The sequence below is a fragment of the Bradyrhizobium commune genome (genome assembly GCF_015624505.1).
Classification (GTDB): Bacteria; Pseudomonadota; Alphaproteobacteria; order Rhizobiales; family Xanthobacteraceae; genus Bradyrhizobium; species Bradyrhizobium commune.
The window spans coordinates 5991741-6008325 of sequence record NZ_CP061379.1 but is presented as its reverse complement, the minus strand read 5'-3'; the positions used below and the strand labels follow the sequence as shown (position 1 = coordinate 6008325).

Here is a 16585-nt window from a genome sequence, read left to right as displayed (position 1 = left end):
CGCGTGTGACAATCCTGGCGCGTGTCGGATGATTGTGCGGAGCAGCAGGGACAGAGGCTGCACCGCCAAGCGCTGAGGAACAGGATGGTAGCGGCAGGCTGCTCAGAAGGGCGGCGGCAGGGGAGGAATGCATGACGACAATCGAAAGCGCTGGAAGGATTTCGGGCGCAGGCGCCGGGTTCCTCGATCGCGAGCGAACCATCGCTGTGGCCGGCTTCAATCGCTGGTTGGTGCCACCGGCGGCGCTGTGCATCCATCTCTGCATCGGCATGGCCTATGGCTTCTCGGTGTTCTGGCTGCCGCTGTCGCGCGCGATCGGATTGACCGCGCCGAAGGCCTGCCCGGATATTTCGCTGTGGCAGGAGCTGTTCACCACGACGTGCGACTGGAAGGTCGCAAGCCTCGGGTGGATGTACACGCTGTTCTTCGTCTTCCTCGGCGTCTCCGCCGCAATCTGGGGCGGCTGGCTTGAGCGCGTCGGGCCACGCAAGGCCGGCTTCGTTGCGGCGTTGTGCTGGTGTGGCGGACTGGTGCTCGGCGCCATCGGAATTTATGTCCACCAGCTCTGGGTCATGTGGCTAGGCTGTGGTGTGATCGGCGGCGTCGGTCTCGGTCTCGGCTACATCTCGCCGGTGTCGACGCTGGTCAAATGGTTCCCGGACCGCCGCGGCATGGCGACCGGCATGGCCATTATGGGCTTTGGCGGCGGCGCCATGATCGGCTTCCCGCTCGCCGATTGGCTCATGAACCAATTCAAGACGTCGACCTCGGTCGGAGCTTGGGAGACCTTCCTCGCTATGGGGGCAGGCTATCTCGTCTTCATGATGATCGGCGCGTTCCGCTACCGCCTGCCGCCGGCCGGCTGGCGCCCCGATGGCTGGACGCCGCCGAGCGAGAAGAAGTCGATGATCTCCGAGCATCACGTTCATCTCAACAATGCGCACAAGACGCCGCAGTTCTGGTTGATCTGGTGGGTGCTCTGCTTGAACGTGTCCGCCGGCATCGGGGTGCTCGGCATGGCCTCGCCGATTCTCCAGGAGATATTCGCCGGCAAGCTTATCGGTCTGCCTGATGTCGGCTTCAACGCGCTGACTACGGCTCAGAAGGCTCAGATTGCGACGATCGCGGCCGGGTTCGGTGGCCTGCTATCGCTGTTCAACATCGGCGGCAGGTTCTTCTGGGCCTCGATGTCGGACCTTATGGGCCGCAAAAACACCTACTATACGTTCTTCATCCTGGGCATCGTACTCTACGCGCTGGCGCCGACCTTTGCGGCAATGGGCTCGAAGTTGCTGTTCGTGCTCGCCATCGGCATCATTGTGTCGATGTACGGTGGTGGCTTCGCGACCGTGCCGGCCTATCTCGCCGATATGTTCGGTACCCAGTTCGTCGGCGCTATCCACGGCCGGCTGTTGACGGCGTGGTCCACCGCGGGCATCATCGGCCCCGTCATAGTCAACTACATCCGCGAGTTTCAGCTCGCGGCGGGCGTGCCGCGCGACCAAGTCTATAACTCGACCATGTATATCCTCTGCGCCATGCTGGTCGCGGGCTTGATCTGCAACTACCTGATCAAGCCGGTCAATCCGAAATGGTACATGAGCGAAGCCGAAGTGGCGAAGCTCCAGGCATCGACCGCCGGCGCGAACGCCGGGCAGACCGGCTCGTTCGGGATTGGCACGGGAGGCCTCGACGGCAAGGCCGCGCTGTTCTGGGCGTTCGTTGCCATTCCGCTGGCCTATGGCGTGTACATGACGCTGCTCAGCGCCGTGAAGATCTTCTGATCTCAAGCCCACATCGTCGCGGGATGCTGCCGCATGGCCACATCCCGCGGTGCTCGCCTGACAAGATGATTGAGAATGGGACTTAGGGGGATTCCGATGCTTCGCACCCGTATTTGCCTCGCTGCCATGCTGCTGGCCGCGGGCCTTCACACCGCATCTGCGCAAACTGCGACAGCGCCTGCTGCGCCTGCGCCGAGTGCTACGACCGACGCCAAGCCGCCCGGCAAGATCAAGCTCACCATGCAGAAGCTGAAGGACATGAAGGCGAAGTGGTCGGCCAACAAGCCGAAGCTGAAAGCCTGCCGCGCCGATGTGAAGTCCAAGGGGCTGATCGGCGACGACCGCTGGTTCTACATCGAAGAGTGCATGAGCAAGACCTGAGGCGACGTTCCGCGCACCGCTTGCGCAAGGGGGCACGGCAGGGCGGCTGCCTGCCCCCTCAATCATAATTGAGACGTTCTAAATTTCCTTGCCTCTGGCATACCAGAGATTAGAGTTGGCTCCATGCGCGTGCCTGATAGGCGCTTTTGAGGAGAACGCGACGTCTCCATGAGCAGCAACGACGACGTTCACAAGGTCAGGGAATTCGAGCATCCGGGCGAAGGGCGCCGGCGCGCCAAGGCTACGCCCAAGGGGCGGCAGGTCGATCCGACTGCCGCGCATGAGATCGAACTGCTGCTCGCCGATCGCCCTCGGCGGCGCGATCTCCTGATCGAATATCTGCATCTCATCCAGGACAAGTATCATCAGATCTCAGCGGCGCATCTCGCCGCGCTCGCCGACGAGGTGAAGCTCGCCTTTGCCGAGGTGTTCGAGACCGCGACCTTCTACGCGCATTTCGACGTGGTGAAGGAAGGCGAGCCGGATATCGCGCCGCTGACGATCCGCGTCTGCGACTCTCTCACCTGCGCAATGCTCGGCAGCGAGAAGCTGCTCGAGGATTTGCAAGACGCCGCCGGTCCCGGCATCCGCGTGGTGCGGGCGCCCTGCGTCGGCCGTTGCGACACGGCGCCTGCTGCTGAAGTCGGCCACAACTTCGTCGATCACGCCACGGTCGCCAACGTGCTGGCCGCGGCGAAATCCGGCGACACTCACGCGCATCTGCCGAAATACATCGACCATGACGCCTATGTCGCCGCCGGCGGCTACAAGCTGCTCAATCGCGTGCGCTCGGGCGAATTGCCGAGGGACGATTTGCTGAAGGCGCTCGACGACGCATCGCTGCGCGGCCTCGGCGGCGCCGGCTTCCCGACCGGGCGCAAATGGCGCGCGGTGCTCGGCGAGCCCGGCCCGCGGCTGATGGCGATCAACGGCGATGAGGGCGAGCCCGGCACGTTCAAGGACCGCTATTATCTCGAAACCGATCCGCACCGTTTCATCGAGGGCATGCTGATCGGCGCGCATGTGGTGCAGGCCTCCGATGTCTATATCTATCTGCGTGACGAGTATCCGGCGTCGCGCGAGATTCTGGAGCGCGAGATCGCCAAGCTTCCCGTGGGCGGCCCGACGCTGCACATGCGCCGCGGGGCCGGCGCCTACATCTGTGGCGAAGAATCCTCGCTGCTGGAGAGCATCGAGGGCAAGCGCGGCCTGCCCAGGCACAAGCCGCCTTATCCGTTCCAGGTCGGCCTGTTCGGTCTGCCGACGCTGATCAACAACGTCGAGACGCTGTGGTGGGTGCGCGACATCGTCGAGAAGGGCGCGGACTGGTGGAAGGGCCATGGCCGTCATGAGCGTCACGGCCTGCGCAGCTTCTCGGTCTCCGGGCGTGTGAAAAATCCCGGCATGAAGCTCGCGCCCGCGGGCATCACCGTGCGCGAGCTGATCGACGAATATTGCGGCGGCATGGCCGACGGCCATCAATTCTATGCGTATCTGCCGGGCGGCGCGTCCGGCGGCATCCTGCCGGCGTCGATGGACGACATCCCGCTCGATTTCGGCACGCTGGAGAAATACGGCTGCTTCATCGGCTCGGCCGCGATCGTGATCCTGTCGCAACAGGATAGCGTGCGCGCAGCCGCATTGAACCTGATGAAGTTCTTCGAGGACGAGAGCTGCGGCCAGTGCACGCCGTGCCGGGTTGGAACCCAGAAGGCGGCGCTGTTGATGCAGAAGCCGGTTTGGAACCGTGCCCTGCTGGAAGAATTGAGCCAGGCGATGCGCGATGCCTCGATCTGCGGGCTCGGACAGGCAGCATCGAACCCGCTGTCGTCCGTCATCAAATATTTCCCTGACGAGTTCAAGGAAGCGGCCGAATGACCAGGATCACGTTCGAGCTCGACGGCAAGCAGGTTGAGGCCAAACCCGGCGAGACGATCTGGCAGGTCGCGCACCGCCAGGGCCGCGAGATTCCGCACCTCTGCTATTCGCCCGCGCCGGACTATCGCCCCGATGGCAATTGCCGCGCCTGCATGGTCGAGATCGAAGGCGAGCGCGTGCTTGCGGCCTCCTGCAAGCGCACGCCGTCGGTCGGCATGAAAGTGAAGACCGAATCCGCGCGTGCGGTGTCGGCGCAGAAGATGGTGATGGAGCTGCTGGTCGCCGACCAGCCGGCGCGCGAGACCTCGCACGATCCGGAGTCGAAATTCTGGCACTGGGCCGAGACCACCGGCGTCACCGAGAGCCGCTTCCCCGCTGCCGAGCGCTGGCAGACCGACGCCAGCCATCCGGCGATGCGCGTCAATCTCGACGCCTGCATCCAGTGCGGCCTGTGCGTGCGCGCCTGCCGCGAGGTCCAGGTCAACGACGTCATCGGCATGGCCTATCGCAACCACAGCGCCAAGATCGTGTTCGACTTCGACGACCCCATGGGTGAATCGACCTGCGTCGCCTGCGGCGAATGCGTGCAGGCCTGCCCGACCGGCGCGTTGATGCCGGCGGTGATGCTCGACGACAAGCAGACCCGCGTGACCTATCCGGACAAGAAGGTGGATTCGCTCTGCCCATTCTGCGGCGTCGGCTGCCAGGTGACTTACGAGGTCAAGGACGAGAAGGTGATCTATGCTGAGGGCCGCGATGGCCCGGCCAATCACAACCGTCTCTGCGTCAAGGGCCGCTTCGGCTTCGACTATATCCACCATCCGCATCGGCTGACCAAGCCGCTGGTGCGGCTGCCGAATGCGAAGAAGGATTCCAACGACCAGGTCGACCCGGCCAATCCCTTCACCCATTTTCGTGAAGCGAGTTGGGACGAAGCGCTCGACATCGCCGCCAAGGGGCTGGTTGAAATCCGCGACACGCATGGCGTGAAGGCGCTCGCCGGCTTCGGCTCGGCCAAGGGCTCGAACGAAGAGGCCTATCTGTTCCAGAAGCTGGTGCGCACCGGTTTCGGCTCTAACAACGTCGACCACTGCACGCGTCTGTGCCACGCCTCGTCCGTGGCAGCGCTGTTCGAAGGCTTGAGCTCGGGCGCGGTATCGGCGCCGTTCTCCGCGGCGATGGATGCCGAGGTGATCTGGGTGATCGGCGCCAACCCGACTGTGAACCATCCGGTGGCCGCGACCTTCATCAAGAATGCGGTCAAGCAGAACGGCGCCAAGCTGTTCGTGATGGATCCGCGCCGGCAATCGCTGTCGCGGCACGCAGCCAGGCACCTCCAATTCAAGCCCGGCTCCGACGTCGCGATGCTGAACGCGATGATCAACACGATCATCACCGAAGGCCTGACCGACGACCAGTACATCGCCGGCTACACCGAGGGCTTTGAAGACCTCAAGGAGAAGATCAAGGAGTTCACGCCGGAGAAGATGGCGCCGATCTGCGGCGTCCCAGCGCAGACCCTGCGCGAGGTGGCGCGGACCTATGCGCGGGCAAAATCGTCGATCATCTTCTGGGGCATGGGCATCAGCCAGCACGTCCACGGCACCGACAATGCGCGCTGCCTGATTGCGCTGGCGCTGATCACCGGCCAGGTCGGCCGTCCCGGCACCGGCCTGCATCCGCTGCGCGGCCAGAACAACGTGCAGGGCGCTTCCGACGCCGGCCTGATCCCGATGTTCCTGCCGGACTACCAGCCGGTCGGCCGCGACGACATGCGCGGCGCGTTCGAGAAGCTGTGGGGCCAGGACCTCGATCCCGTGCGCGGCCTCACCGTGGTCGAGATCATGAACGCGATCCATGCCGGCGAGATCAAGGGCATGTATATCGAGGGTGAGAACCCCGCGATGTCCGACCCTGATTTGCAGCATGCGCGCCAGGCGCTCGCGATGCTCGATCATCTCGTGGTGCAGGATCTGTTCGTCACCGAGACCGCCTTCCACGCGGACGTCATCCTGCCGGCCTCGGCGTTCGCGGAGAAGGAAGGCTCCTTCACCAACACCGACCGCCGCGTGCAGCTCGCGCGCCAGGTGATCAAGCCGCCCGGCGATGCGCGGCAGGACCTCTGGATCATCCAGGAGATCGGCAAGCGCATGGGCCTGCCCTGGAATTATGCCGACGCGGGCGAAGTCTACACCGAGATGGCGGAGCTGATGCCGTCGCTGAAGAACATCAGCTGGGAGCGGCTGGTGCGTGAGGGGGCCGTGACCTATCCGGCGGACGATCCGCTACTGCCCGGTAACGAGATCATCTTCACCACGGGTTTCCCGACCGCCAGCGGCCGCGGCAAGATCGTGCCGGCCCATGTCATCCCGCCGGACGAGCTGCCCGACGACGAATATCCGATGGTGCTCTCGACCGGCCGCGTGCTCGAGCATTGGCACACCGGCTCGATGACCCGTCGCGCCCAGGTGCTCGACCAGATCGAGCCGGAGGCGGTGGCGTTCATGAATCCGAGGGACATGCGCCAGAAGAAGCTTGCGCCCGGCGATTTCATCCGGCTCGAAACCCGCCGCGGCGCCGTCGAGGTCAAGGTCCGCTCCGACCGCGACGTGCCCGAGAACATGGTGTTCATGCCGTTCTGCTACGCCGAGGCGGCGGCGAACCTGTTGACCAACCCCGCACTCGATCCGTTCGGCAAGATCCCGGAGTTCAAATTCTGCGCGGCGCGGGCCGAGCGCGCCGAGATGCGCGACGCGGCGGAGTAGCGAGCCACCCCTCCGGCGTCGTCCGGGCCAGGCCTTCCTCTAAAATGCGAAAACAACCCCATGCACAGTAGAACCGGGGTTGAGAGGCTTGAGTAATTTCGGTCTTGCCGAAACAGCTTGCGGCGTCGGGCAAAACACCTGTATTATTGCATCATCGCCAACAGCGCCCGCCTGGTACTCATCGCCTCCCGCATCGTCGTCATTGCAGGGCGCGTGCACACCCTCGCTGTCGTCGTGGCGAAGGCCAGGACCCATACCGCGGAATCTATCGATTGCGGGCGGTAGCATCCCGAACGACTAGTCTTCGCCAAACTTCTCCCTGGGGTTATGGGTCCCGGCCTTCGCCGGGACGACGACGGAATGTCCTCCCTTCGCGCCTCGTATTGACGGTGCTAGATATCACCCATGTCCAAAGTCACCCCTGCCACCCGCGCGCTGACGGCTGCCGGCGTTGCCTTCACCGTTCACGCCTATGACTACGATCCCGACGCTGAGAGCATCGGGTTGCAGGCGGCGTCCGCGCTCGGCGAGGATCCCGCGCAGGTGCTGAAGACGCTGATGGCGCTGGTGGACGGCAAGCCGGTCTGCGTCATCGTGCCGTCCGATCAGGAAGTCTCGATGAAGAAGCTCGCCGCGGCCGTCAGCGGCAAGGCAGCGCAGATGATGAAGCCCCCGGAAGCCGAACGTGTCACCGGCTTCAAGGTCGGCGGCATCAGCCCGTTCGGGCAGCGCAAACCCGTCCGCACCGTGATCGAGCAGGGTGCGCTTGCGCATGAGCAGGTCTACGTCAACGGTGGCCAGCGCGGCTTGCAGGTTCGGCTCAAGCCTGCCGATGTGCGGGATGTGCTGAAGGCGGTCGTCGCGGACGTGCTCGCCTGAATGTCTCTACTGCTTCTGCAACAACTTGAGCCGGCAGCGCAGCGCCTCGCGGATGTGGGCGCGCGCGAGCTGTTCGGCCTTGTCGCCGTCGCGCGCGGCAATCGCCTCGATGATCGCCTGATGCTCGCCGTGGCTGGTCGAGGGACGGCCGGACACGGTGAAGGTGGTCGGGCCGAGCAGGGCGATCCAGTCCTGCAATTCCCGCGAAGCGTTGTCGAGATAGCGGTTGCGGGCGGCGCGGCAGATCGCCTCGTGGAAGGCGCGGTTGAGCCTTGCCATTTCTCTTGCCATCTCGGCGGCGTCGGTCGCGGACGCCTCCATGAATGCTTGCTCGATATCCCTGAGCGCGTCGATCTCCGGCGCAGATGCGTGCTCGGCGGCAAGGCGCGCGGCGGCACCTTCCATGATCTCGCGCATCGCGTAGAGCTCGAGCACCTCCGAGATGTCGAGGTTGCGCACGATCAGCCCGCGGCCGCCGGCGGGCTCGACGAAGCCGCGTGCCGCGAGCCGGCCAAGCGCCTCCCGCACAGGGGTGCGACTGACCTTCAGCCGCTGCGCAACCTCCTCCTCGCGGAGGCGGTCGCCGGCGCGGTAGCTGCCGGCCTGGAGGGCCTCGCAAAGCGAGCGGAACACGGCTTCGCCCAGCGCCACGCCACCGCCGCGCGCGATCGATCCGCCTGCCTTTGCCGGGCGCCTCGCCATGGTCCCTCGAAGCGCAGGGCGCATCCTGCCCATGCAGAGATGCCGCTTGCGCCGCTACTGTATATCTTTGTATACAAAAGTACGCAATGGCTCTCAGGGTTGACCGGGACCGCGTGCGGGCAGAATGTCTCTAACCTCGTCGCATCGGACGGACGGCATGGGCAGCAAATACGACGTGCTGGTGATCGGCGGCGGCAACGCGGCGCTGTGCGCGGCGATCGCGGCACGACGCGGCGGTGCGTCCGTGCTGGTGCTCGAAGGTGCGCCAAAATTCTATCGCGGCGGCAACACCCGCCACACCCGCAACATGCGCTGCGCCCATGACGCCGCCACCGAAATCCTCACCGGTCCCTATACCGAGGAGGAGTTCTGGGAGGATCTCTTGCGCGTCACCGGCGGGCAGACCGACGAGGTGCTGGCCCGCCACATGATCCGGGAGTCCAAGGACATCCTCAACTGGATCGTGGAGCAGGGCGTGCGCTGGCAACCCTCGCTCGGCGGCACGCTGAGCCTCGGCCGCACCAACTCGTTCTTCCTCGGCGGCGGCCGCGCCATGCTGAATGCGCTCTATCTCACCGCCGAGCGGCTTGGCGTCGATGTCGCATACGATGCCGAGGTCACCGACCTCGTGATCGAGGACGGCATGTTCCTCGCCGCGCGCTTGAAGCGGCCGATCGGGGGCGAGACCGAGATCCGCGCGACCTCGCTGGTCGCCGCCGCCGGCGGCTTCGAGGCCAACATCGAATGGCTGAAGCAATATTGGGGCGAGGCCGCCGACAATTTCCTGATCCGCGGCACGCCCTATAACCGCGGCTCGATCCTGAAGATGCTGCTCGCCAAGGGCGTGCAGGAGGTCGGCGATCCCACCCAGTGCCATGCGGTCGCGATCGACGCGCGCGCGCCAAAATTCGACGGTGGCATCATCACGCGCCATGACTCCGTTGTGTTCGGCATCGTCGTCAACAAGCACGCTGAGCGATTCTACGACGAGGGCGAGGACATCTGGCCGAAGCGCTACGCGATCTGGGGCCGGCTGGTCGCGGCGCAGCCCGACCAGATCGCCTACATCATCTTCGACTCGACCGTCGTCACCAGCTTCATGCCGACGCTGTTCCCGCCGATCGCCGGGCAGACGGTCGCCGAGCTTGCCGGCAAGCTGACGCTCGACCCAGTTGCTCTGGAAAAGACCATCACCGAATTCAACGCCGCGGTGCGGCCCGGTACCTTCGATCACACCATTCTCGACGATTGCGTGACCGAAGGCGTCACACCGCCCAAGACGCACTGGGCACGCAAAATCGAGACACCGCCTTTTCTCGCCTATCCGGTGCGGCCCGGCATCACCTTCACCTATCTCGGCACGCGGGTGAACAAGGAGTCGCGCATGCTGATGGCTGACGGCAAGCCGTCGGCCAACATGTTCGCGGCCGGCGAGATCATGGCAGGCAACGTGCTCGGCAAAGGCTACGCGGCCGGCATGGGCATGACCATCGGCAGCGTGTTCGGGCGGATCGCAGGACGGGAAGCGGCGAAACATGCACGGAACTAGGATTTTGGACGAAGCCGACCGTCTGATGACGGTCTGCAATTCCTGCCGCTATTGCGAGGGTCTGTGCGCGGTGTTTCCCGCCATGGAGATGCGCCGCGCCTTCTCCGATGGCGACCTCAACTATCTCGCCAATCTCTGCCATTCCTGCGGCGCCTGTTACGTCGACTGCCAGTTCTCGCCGCCGCACGAGTTCAATGTCAACGTTCCCCAGACGCTCGCGATCGCGCGCGCGGAATCCTACGCCGCCTATGCCTGGCCGCGGGCGCTGTCCGGCGCCTTCGCGCGCAACGGCCTCGTCATCAGCATCGTCGCCGCGCTCAGCATGGCGGCTTTCATCTTCGGCTTTGCAGCCTTGAATGACCGCAGCGTGCTGTTCGGCGTGCACACCGGTCCCGGCGCGTTCTACAGGCTGATGCCGCACAATGCGATGGCGGCGCTGTTCAGCGCGGCGTTTCTCTTCGCCATCCTCGCGCTGGTCATGAGCGTGCGTGCGTTCTGGCGCGACATCGGGACGCCCATCGGCGGCCGCGCCGATGGCGGCTCGATCTTTCAGGCGATCCGCGATGCCGGCGAGCTGCGCTATCTCCACGGCGGCGGCGTCGGCTGCTACAACGAGGACGACAAGCCGACCGACCGGCGCAAGCTGTTCCATCATTTGACGTTCTACGGCTTCCTGCTGTGCTTTGCCGCGACCTCGGTTGGCACGCTCTATCACTATCTGCTCGGCCGCGAGGCGCCGTATCCCTGGTGGGACCTGCCCGCGGTGCTCGGCACGCTCGGTGGCATCGGCCTCGTCGTTGGCCCCGTCGGCCTGTTCATCGCGAAGTCGCGCCGTGCGCCCGAGCTGCTCGACGAGAGCAGCTCAGGCATGGATGTCGGCTTCATCGCCATGCTGTTCCTGACCGGTCTCACCGGCATGTTGCTTCTCATTCTGCGTGAGACCGCCGCCATGGGGCCGCTGCTCGCGCTGCATCTCGGCGCCGTGTTCGCGTTGTTCATCACCATGCCGTATGGCAAGTTCGTGCACGGCATCTATCGCTTCGCGGCGCTGCTGCGTTACGCGCAGGAGCGGCGGACGGAGGCTTAGCGGTTACGGTAGGCCGTGTACTCATAAATCCGCATATGTCAGGTTTCGGAGGCAAAGCGGAAATCTTGCGCTGAGCTTTACCGGTTGTGACCCTTAGCGAACTTACCAAACCATCCATTTCAGGCCTTGACCGCTCGACCAGTCCGGCGCTCAATTGTGGCATTGGCAGCGAACCTAATGACCGATCTCTACGATACGCGATACGCCCACTTGCCGCGCAAAGTCCGAACCGCAGTGGATGGCTTCGTCAAGTGGTCACAAAAACAATTGCTCGAAGAGCAGAACGAGACCACGCCGGTCGATGCGCTCTATCATTATACGGGTGATGTCCCGTTCCACAGCATTTTAAAGAAGCAACAGATTTGGTGCTTTCGCCACTTGCATCAGCGGGACGAAACCGAATTCGAATACTCGCTCCAAATTGCGCGCGAGGTAATGCGGTCGGTCGGCTGGTCGAAAGACCCTTTTAAGCGCTCTATGTGCTGCGGTCTTGATGACGTGCTCGAAGTTAACTCCTTGGTCGATACCTTCGAGTTCTACTTGTTCAGTCTCAGCAAGCATCGCGACGATCGCCAACAATGGCTGGAATACGGAAATGCGGGACGCGGTTTCGCCATCGGCTTCGCTCCGCCGTTATTTCAGCCCGACAAGGACACGGTGAGCGAAAAGGCGAGTGATAACCTGCACGTGGGTCGCGTGATCTACGGCGAACCTGCAACGCGGGTGCGTCACCGGCGCGGGATTGAAAAGGTCGCTGAGGTCGTTAGCCGCTACGGCAGGGCAAACATCAAGATGCCAAGAGACAAGGAAATCTTGCTGCAATTTATCCAGGCAATGCAGACCGAGTTCATCGCATCGCAACTTGTCTGGAATTGTTTGACCGCGAAGGATATCAAGTACGCGAATGAGCGCGAGGTTCGGTATGTCATCATGAACCTGCCCGGCAAATTTGACGACATCCGTAGGGAATTAAAGCTAGGCGACCGTACTAAGCACTATGTCGAGGCGGATTTACCTCTTAAGAAGCGCGGCAACATCAAGGAAATTCTGATCGGGCCGCTCGCCCCCAAAGACGCGGAAGCGAAGGCCCGACTTTTCCTCAAAAAACAGGGCTACCCTGCCATTCGCATCGTTCGATCGAAGGTCACTCTCTGACTGAGTCGGCATCCGCAGATGCCTACCTCTGGCTCATCTCGGACCTACGGCAATGTCCGCTTTTTCGTCGCTGTCAGGAACATAGCGGACATGACATCGAAGACGCGTGATCCAGGCCGCCTCGATTCACGCGTACACGTGAAAGCGGCCTTCGCGCAGGAAAGCGATGGTCTGTGCAATTGCGACGGCGTGACGCGGCAGCCCGGTATGAGAAGCCTTAACGACGACATGGTCGGCCATGCCGGCCAGCGTCGCGCTCTGGACCGAGACTCGACCATCATTCGGCTTCGGTAGAACAAAGAGGCCGGCGACGGGGTCGATGAATCGATTGCCCGCGATCACGCCGACCGGATAGTCGGGGGCGGGCAGGGCATCCGGTCGGTTTGCTGTGGTGAGTTCGAGCCCGGCCGGGCCGTAGAATGCGCGGAAGAGGCGAGATCCGCTCAGGAGATTGGCGACCTCGCTGCCGCCGTTCGGCGTGCCGAGCATCACGACACCACCAAGCCGGTGCGGCCGGTGTTTCGCGATATAGGCGCGCGTGATGAGGCCTCCCATCGAATGCGCGACGAAATGGAGCGGGGCGTCACGTTCGGCGAAGCGGGCGATGGCCGGGTGGATATCGTCCGCAAGGGCTGCGATTGGATTGGTGCGACTGGCGTAGTCGATATTGAGCGTTGCGAAGCCAGCCGCCTGGAGCGCCCGCTCAAGGCTCTTCAGAGAAGCCGAGGTGCGCGCGATGCCATGAAGCAGAACCACTCCCGGACATCGCGCGCCGCCGATCTCAGACGACTCGTGCATCTTCCTTACGCAACCTCGCGCTCCGGCGCGGACGCCTGGTCGCGGGCCCTTGCGGTCGCGGTGACATAGTCGGTCTTGCCGGTGCCGAGCAGCGGCACCTTGTCGACCACCATGATCGCCGCGGGCACGGTCAGCTCGGAGGCGCCGATCGCCTTGGCCTGGCCCTGCATGGCGCTGCGCTCGGCGGTCTTCTCCGTCGTCAGCAGCACGATGCGCTCGCCCTTGCGCTGGTCGGGGATCGACACGGCGACCGATGCGGCCTGCGGCCACAGCGTCGTCGCGATGCTTTCGACCGCCGACAGCGAGACCATTTCGCCCGCGATCTTGGCAAAGCGCTTGGCGCGGCCCTTGATGGTGATGAAGCCGGCGGAGTCGATTGACACGATGTCGCCGGTGTCGTGCCAGCCGTCGGGAAGCCTTTCGAGCACGCCGGGATTTTCGGCCCGCAAGTAACCGAGCATCACGTTCGGTCCACGGACCGAGAGGCGTCCACCGTCCTCGATGCCGGGAACCGGATCGAGGCGGCTTTCCATCAGCGGCGAGAGGCGGCCGACGGTGCCGGGACGATTCGCCATCGGCGTGTTCATCGCCAGCACCGGCGCGGTCTCGGTGACGCCATAGCCTTCGAGGATACGGATGCCGTAGCGCTCCATGAACACCTGACGGGTGCGGTCCTTGACCGCCTCGGCGCCGGCGATCACCAGGCGCAGGGTGCGGAAGTCGTAGGCGTGCGCCGAGCGGGCGTAGCCGGTGAGGAACGTGTCGGTGCCGAACAGGATGGTGGCGCCGGTCTGGTAGATCAGCTCGGGCACGATGCGGTAGTGCAGCGGTGAGGGGTACATGTAGATCGGAATGCCCGCGAGCATCGGCATCATCATTCCGCCGGTCAGCCCGAACGAGTGGAACACCGGCAGCACGTTGAACACCTTGTCATTGGCGTTGGCATCGACCCGCGCCAGCGCCTGCGCCGCATTGGCGAGGATGTTGCGGTGGGACAGCACCACACCCTTGGGCGTGCCTTCCGAGCCTGAGGTGAACAGCACGACGGCCGGATCGTTGGCTTGGCGGGCGACGCGCGGTGCGGTTCCGGCAAGCAGGCCCTTGATCTTGTCGGCCGTCCCGATCGAGGCGCGCACGTCTTCGAGATAGATGACATGGGCCTCGGCGGAGACCGCCGCCATCAGCTTGTCGAGCTTGCCCTTCTCGATGAAGGCTTTTGAGGTCAGCACGGTCTTGACCTGCGCGGCCTTCATCGCGGCAAGCACGTTGACCGGACCGGCGGAGAAGTTGAGCATCGCCGGAACACGGCCGATGCTTTGCAGCGCCATGAAGACGACAGCGACGCCCGCCGAATTCGGCAGCAGCACGCCGACATTCTCGCCGGCCGCGGTGCCGGCCTCTAACTTGCGGCTCAGGACCTGCGCGCCAAGGATCAGCTTGCGATAGGTCAGCTTGGTGCCGAGCGCGTCCTCGACGATGACCTTGCCGGTATCGCGGTCGCGATAGGCGTGTCCGAGCGCCTCGAACAGCGTCTGGTCGAGCATTGCGTTCTTCACCATGGCATCGATCATCACGTCCTGGAGCGCGGCGCCGGCGGCATTGCGGCGCGCCTTGCCCTTCAGCGACTGGTCGACCGGAAGCTTGACCGGCGGCAGGATCGTGACCGTCACCCGCGGAAACCACGACCGCTTGATCTGGCTGGCGTTGAGATAGCTGAGATGGGAACGTTGCGCGCCTTCGATGCGAACCGGCACGACCACGGCGTCGGCCTTGTCCGCGATCATCGCGGTGCCGTCATAGACCTTCATCAGCGAGCCGGAGACGGTGAGGCGCCCTTCCGGGAAGATCACCACGGGTTCTCCGGCGGCGACGAGCTTGATCAGGTCGCGCGCGGCCAGCGGCTTGGTCGGGTCCATGGTGTAATGCTTGACGACACGCAGGAACGGCCTTGCCCACCAGGCCTTGGAGATGCCGGTATCGACCGCGAAGCTCGCGTCGATCGGCAGCACGGCGTGCAGCAGCGGGCCGTCGATCAGGCTGACATGGTTCGGCGCGATCAGCATGCGCGTGCCGGGAGGTGGCAGGTTTTCGAGCCCGCGCACTTCAGTGCGGAACAGCGCGCGGAACAGCAGCGAGCCGAAGTCGCGGACGCCTTCCTTGCCCCATTTCGTCAGCACGAACCACACCGCGCCGAAGCTTGCGACGCCAAGGCCGAAGAAGATCCAGCCGATATGCAATCCTGCCGCCTGCAACAGCGCGACGAACAGCGAGCCGACCACCATGAAGCCGGCTTGCAGCACGTTGCCGGCCGCGATGATGCGGGCGCGCTCGGACGGTGTCGACCAGGCCTGGACGGCTGCAAAGGACGGCACGACGAACAAGCCGCCGCCGAAAGCGAACGCGACGAAGTCGATCATCATGCGCAGGCCCGCGAACGAGGTCGCGAAATCGACTGCCGCAATGTCCTGGCCCTTGGTGGTCATGGCGATGGCCCAGGCGAGGTCGATGCCGGCGATCCCCATCAGGATGGCGCCGATCGGCACCAAAGCGAGGTTCGGACGAACATGACTGAGGCTGGCCGCGAACAGCGAGCCGATGGCAATGCCGATCGCGAAGATCGCCAGGCACAGCGTCACCACGCCTTCGGAGCCGCCGACGACATCCTTGACCAGCGCCGGCAGCAGCGACAGCACGATGGCGCCGACCAGCCAGAACCAGGAGACGATCACCGTGCCGTCCCACAGCCGGTGGTCGGCGTACAGCGTCTTCAACAGGCTGACCGTCGAGGTCCAGGGATTGGCGTTGACGGGCAGATCGGGGGCGGAGGGCGCTGTCTGCGGAATCCGGGACGCGAAGGCCCAGGACAACAGCGCCAGCACGACCACGGCCGATGACACCCAGCCCATATGGGCGGAACCGGCCACGAACTGGCCGCCGGCGACGGTGCCGAGCAGGATCGCCATGAAGGTCGCGCCTTCGACCAGCGCGTTGCCGGTGGCGAGCTCGCCGAGCTCGAGCTGGTCCGGCAGCATCGCGTATTTCACCGGGCCGAACAGCGCGGCAATGATGCCGAACAGCGCGAGCGCGGTGAACAGCAGCGGCACCGAGTGCAGGAAGAAACCGGCAGCGGCAAAGCCCGCCGCGAAGATCTCGGCGAACTTCAGCCGCCTTGCGACGACGGACTTGACGTATTTATCGGCAAGCTGGCCGGCGAGCCCGGACAGGATGAAATAGGGGAAGATGAAGACAGCGCCCGCAACCGTCACCAGCGCATCGCCGTGGCCGGTGGCCGCGCTGTAAAGCAGGATGATGACGAGCGCGTTCTTGAGCACGTTGTCATTGAGCGCCGAGAAGAATTGCGCCCAGAACAGCGGCGCGAAACGGCGTGACGACATCAAATCCCTGATCATGACCAGTCCTGTTCCAGAAGAGCTGTCCGAGGTTGAATGGCTGACGGCGGTGATGCTGAGGACCGGAGCCTATGCGACAGACTGGCGCAGATTGACGACGACGTCTGTCCCAGCCTGCGCTTTTGCCGCTCACCGTTCCGATCCTGTTTGGTCTCCGCGCGGTCTCGTTAGGTTCGCAAATGGCTTTGGCCGTACTC

At 64.2% G+C, this 16585-nt stretch carries 11 protein-coding genes; 8 read left to right on the top strand and 3 right to left on the bottom strand.

Annotated elements, in window-relative coordinates:
* Nucleotides 1–131 precede the first annotated feature (131 nt).
* The 5 genes from IC761_RS28170 to ybaK all read left to right on the top strand — a co-directional run bounded on the left by IC761_RS28170 (nucleotide 132) and on the right by ybaK (nucleotide 7687).
* The gene (locus tag IC761_RS28170; RefSeq protein ID WP_195799934.1) at nucleotides 132–1784 is read left to right on the top strand and encodes an OFA family MFS transporter; all 1653 of its coding nucleotides are present in this window, start codon (nucleotides 132–134) and stop codon (nucleotides 1782–1784) included.
* Between the two features lie 96 nt (nucleotides 1785–1880).
* The gene (locus IC761_RS28165) at nucleotides 1881–2165 is read left to right on the top strand and encodes a hypothetical protein (protein WP_195799933.1); all 285 of its coding nucleotides are present in this window, start codon (nucleotides 1881–1883) and stop codon (nucleotides 2163–2165) included.
* A 168-nt stretch (nucleotides 2166–2333) separates the two neighbouring features.
* Nucleotides 2334–4043 carry an NADH-ubiquinone oxidoreductase-F iron-sulfur binding region domain-containing protein gene (locus IC761_RS28160; RefSeq protein ID WP_195799932.1) on the top strand — a complete coding sequence of 570 codons (1710 nt, stop codon included), beginning with the start codon at nucleotides 2334–2336 and terminating at the stop codon, nucleotides 4041–4043.
* A complete protein-coding gene (gene fdhF, locus IC761_RS28155) occupies nucleotides 4040–6808 on the top strand; it encodes a formate dehydrogenase subunit alpha (RefSeq protein ID WP_195799931.1) in 2769 nt (922 codons plus the stop codon). Before IC761_RS28160 ends, fdhF begins: the two co-directional genes overlap by 4 nt.
* A 405-nt stretch (nucleotides 6809–7213) precedes the next feature.
* On the top strand, nucleotides 7214–7687 hold the full coding sequence (ybaK, locus tag IC761_RS28150) for a Cys-tRNA(Pro) deacylase (protein WP_195799930.1): 474 nt from the start codon (nucleotides 7214–7216) through the stop codon (nucleotides 7685–7687).
* A 6-nt stretch (nucleotides 7688–7693) separates the two neighbouring features.
* Here the strand turns inward: ybaK and IC761_RS28145 are convergent, their stop codons facing one another.
* Entirely contained in the window at nucleotides 7694–8389 is a 696-nt protein-coding gene (locus IC761_RS28145; RefSeq protein ID WP_195799929.1) for a GntR family transcriptional regulator, read from the bottom strand.
* A gap of 157 nt (nucleotides 8390–8546) precedes the next feature.
* On the opposite strand from IC761_RS28145, the gene tcuA reads away from it, so the two are divergent.
* The 3 genes from tcuA (at nucleotide 8547) to IC761_RS28130 (ending at nucleotide 12180) form a co-directional block, all read left to right on the top strand.
* A complete protein-coding gene (tcuA, locus tag IC761_RS28140) occupies nucleotides 8547–9938 on the top strand; it encodes an FAD-dependent tricarballylate dehydrogenase TcuA (RefSeq protein WP_195799928.1) in 1392 nt (463 codons plus the stop codon).
* Entirely contained in the window at nucleotides 9925–11025 is a 1101-nt protein-coding gene (gene tcuB, locus IC761_RS28135; protein ID WP_195799927.1) for a tricarballylate utilization 4Fe-4S protein TcuB, read from the top strand. Before tcuA ends, tcuB begins: the two co-directional genes overlap by 14 nt.
* Nucleotides 11026–11202: 177 nt before the next feature.
* The gene (locus IC761_RS28130) at nucleotides 11203–12180 is read left to right on the top strand and encodes a DUF2971 domain-containing protein (RefSeq protein ID WP_195799926.1); all 978 of its coding nucleotides are present in this window, start codon (nucleotides 11203–11205) and stop codon (nucleotides 12178–12180) included.
* 126 nt (nucleotides 12181–12306) lie between these two features.
* On the opposite strand, the gene IC761_RS28125 is transcribed toward IC761_RS28130, so the two are convergent.
* On the bottom strand, nucleotides 12307–12978 hold the full coding sequence (locus IC761_RS28125; protein ID WP_195799925.1) for an esterase/lipase family protein: 672 nt from the start codon (nucleotides 12976–12978) through the stop codon (nucleotides 12307–12309).
* Nucleotides 12979–12983: 5 nt separating this feature from the next.
* Entirely contained in the window at nucleotides 12984–16388 is a 3405-nt protein-coding gene (locus IC761_RS28120) for an acyl-[ACP]--phospholipid O-acyltransferase (protein WP_195799924.1), read from the bottom strand.
* Nucleotides 16389–16585: the final 197 nt, after the last annotated feature.

Excerpts from the sequence above, each read along its gene's own strand:
- IC761_RS28170 (WP_195799934.1), top strand. The coding sequence starts at position 132 with ATGACGACAATCGAAAGCGCTGGAAGGATTTCGGGCGCAGGCGCCGGG.
- IC761_RS28165 (WP_195799933.1), top strand. The coding sequence starts at position 1,881 with ATGCTTCGCACCCGTATTTGCCTCGCTGCCATGCTGCTGGCCGCGGGC.
- IC761_RS28160 (WP_195799932.1), top strand. The coding sequence starts at position 2,334 with ATGAGCAGCAACGACGACGTTCACAAGGTCAGGGAATTCGAGCATCCG.
- fdhF (WP_195799931.1), top strand. The coding sequence starts at position 4,040 with ATGACCAGGATCACGTTCGAGCTCGACGGCAAGCAGGTTGAGGCCAAA.
- ybaK (WP_195799930.1), top strand. The coding sequence starts at position 7,214 with ATGTCCAAAGTCACCCCTGCCACCCGCGCGCTGACGGCTGCCGGCGTT.
- IC761_RS28145 (WP_195799929.1), bottom strand. The coding sequence starts at position 8,389 with ATGGCGAGGCGCCCGGCAAAGGCAGGCGGATCGATCGCGCGCGGCGGT.
- tcuA (WP_195799928.1), top strand. The coding sequence starts at position 8,547 with ATGGGCAGCAAATACGACGTGCTGGTGATCGGCGGCGGCAACGCGGCG.
- tcuB (WP_195799927.1), top strand. The coding sequence starts at position 9,925 with ATGCACGGAACTAGGATTTTGGACGAAGCCGACCGTCTGATGACGGTC.
- IC761_RS28130 (WP_195799926.1), top strand. The coding sequence starts at position 11,203 with ATGACCGATCTCTACGATACGCGATACGCCCACTTGCCGCGCAAAGTC.
- IC761_RS28125 (WP_195799925.1), bottom strand. The coding sequence starts at position 12,978 with ATGCACGAGTCGTCTGAGATCGGCGGCGCGCGATGTCCGGGAGTGGTT.
- IC761_RS28120 (WP_195799924.1), bottom strand. The coding sequence starts at position 16,388 with ATGATCAGGGATTTGATGTCGTCACGCCGTTTCGCGCCGCTGTTCTGG.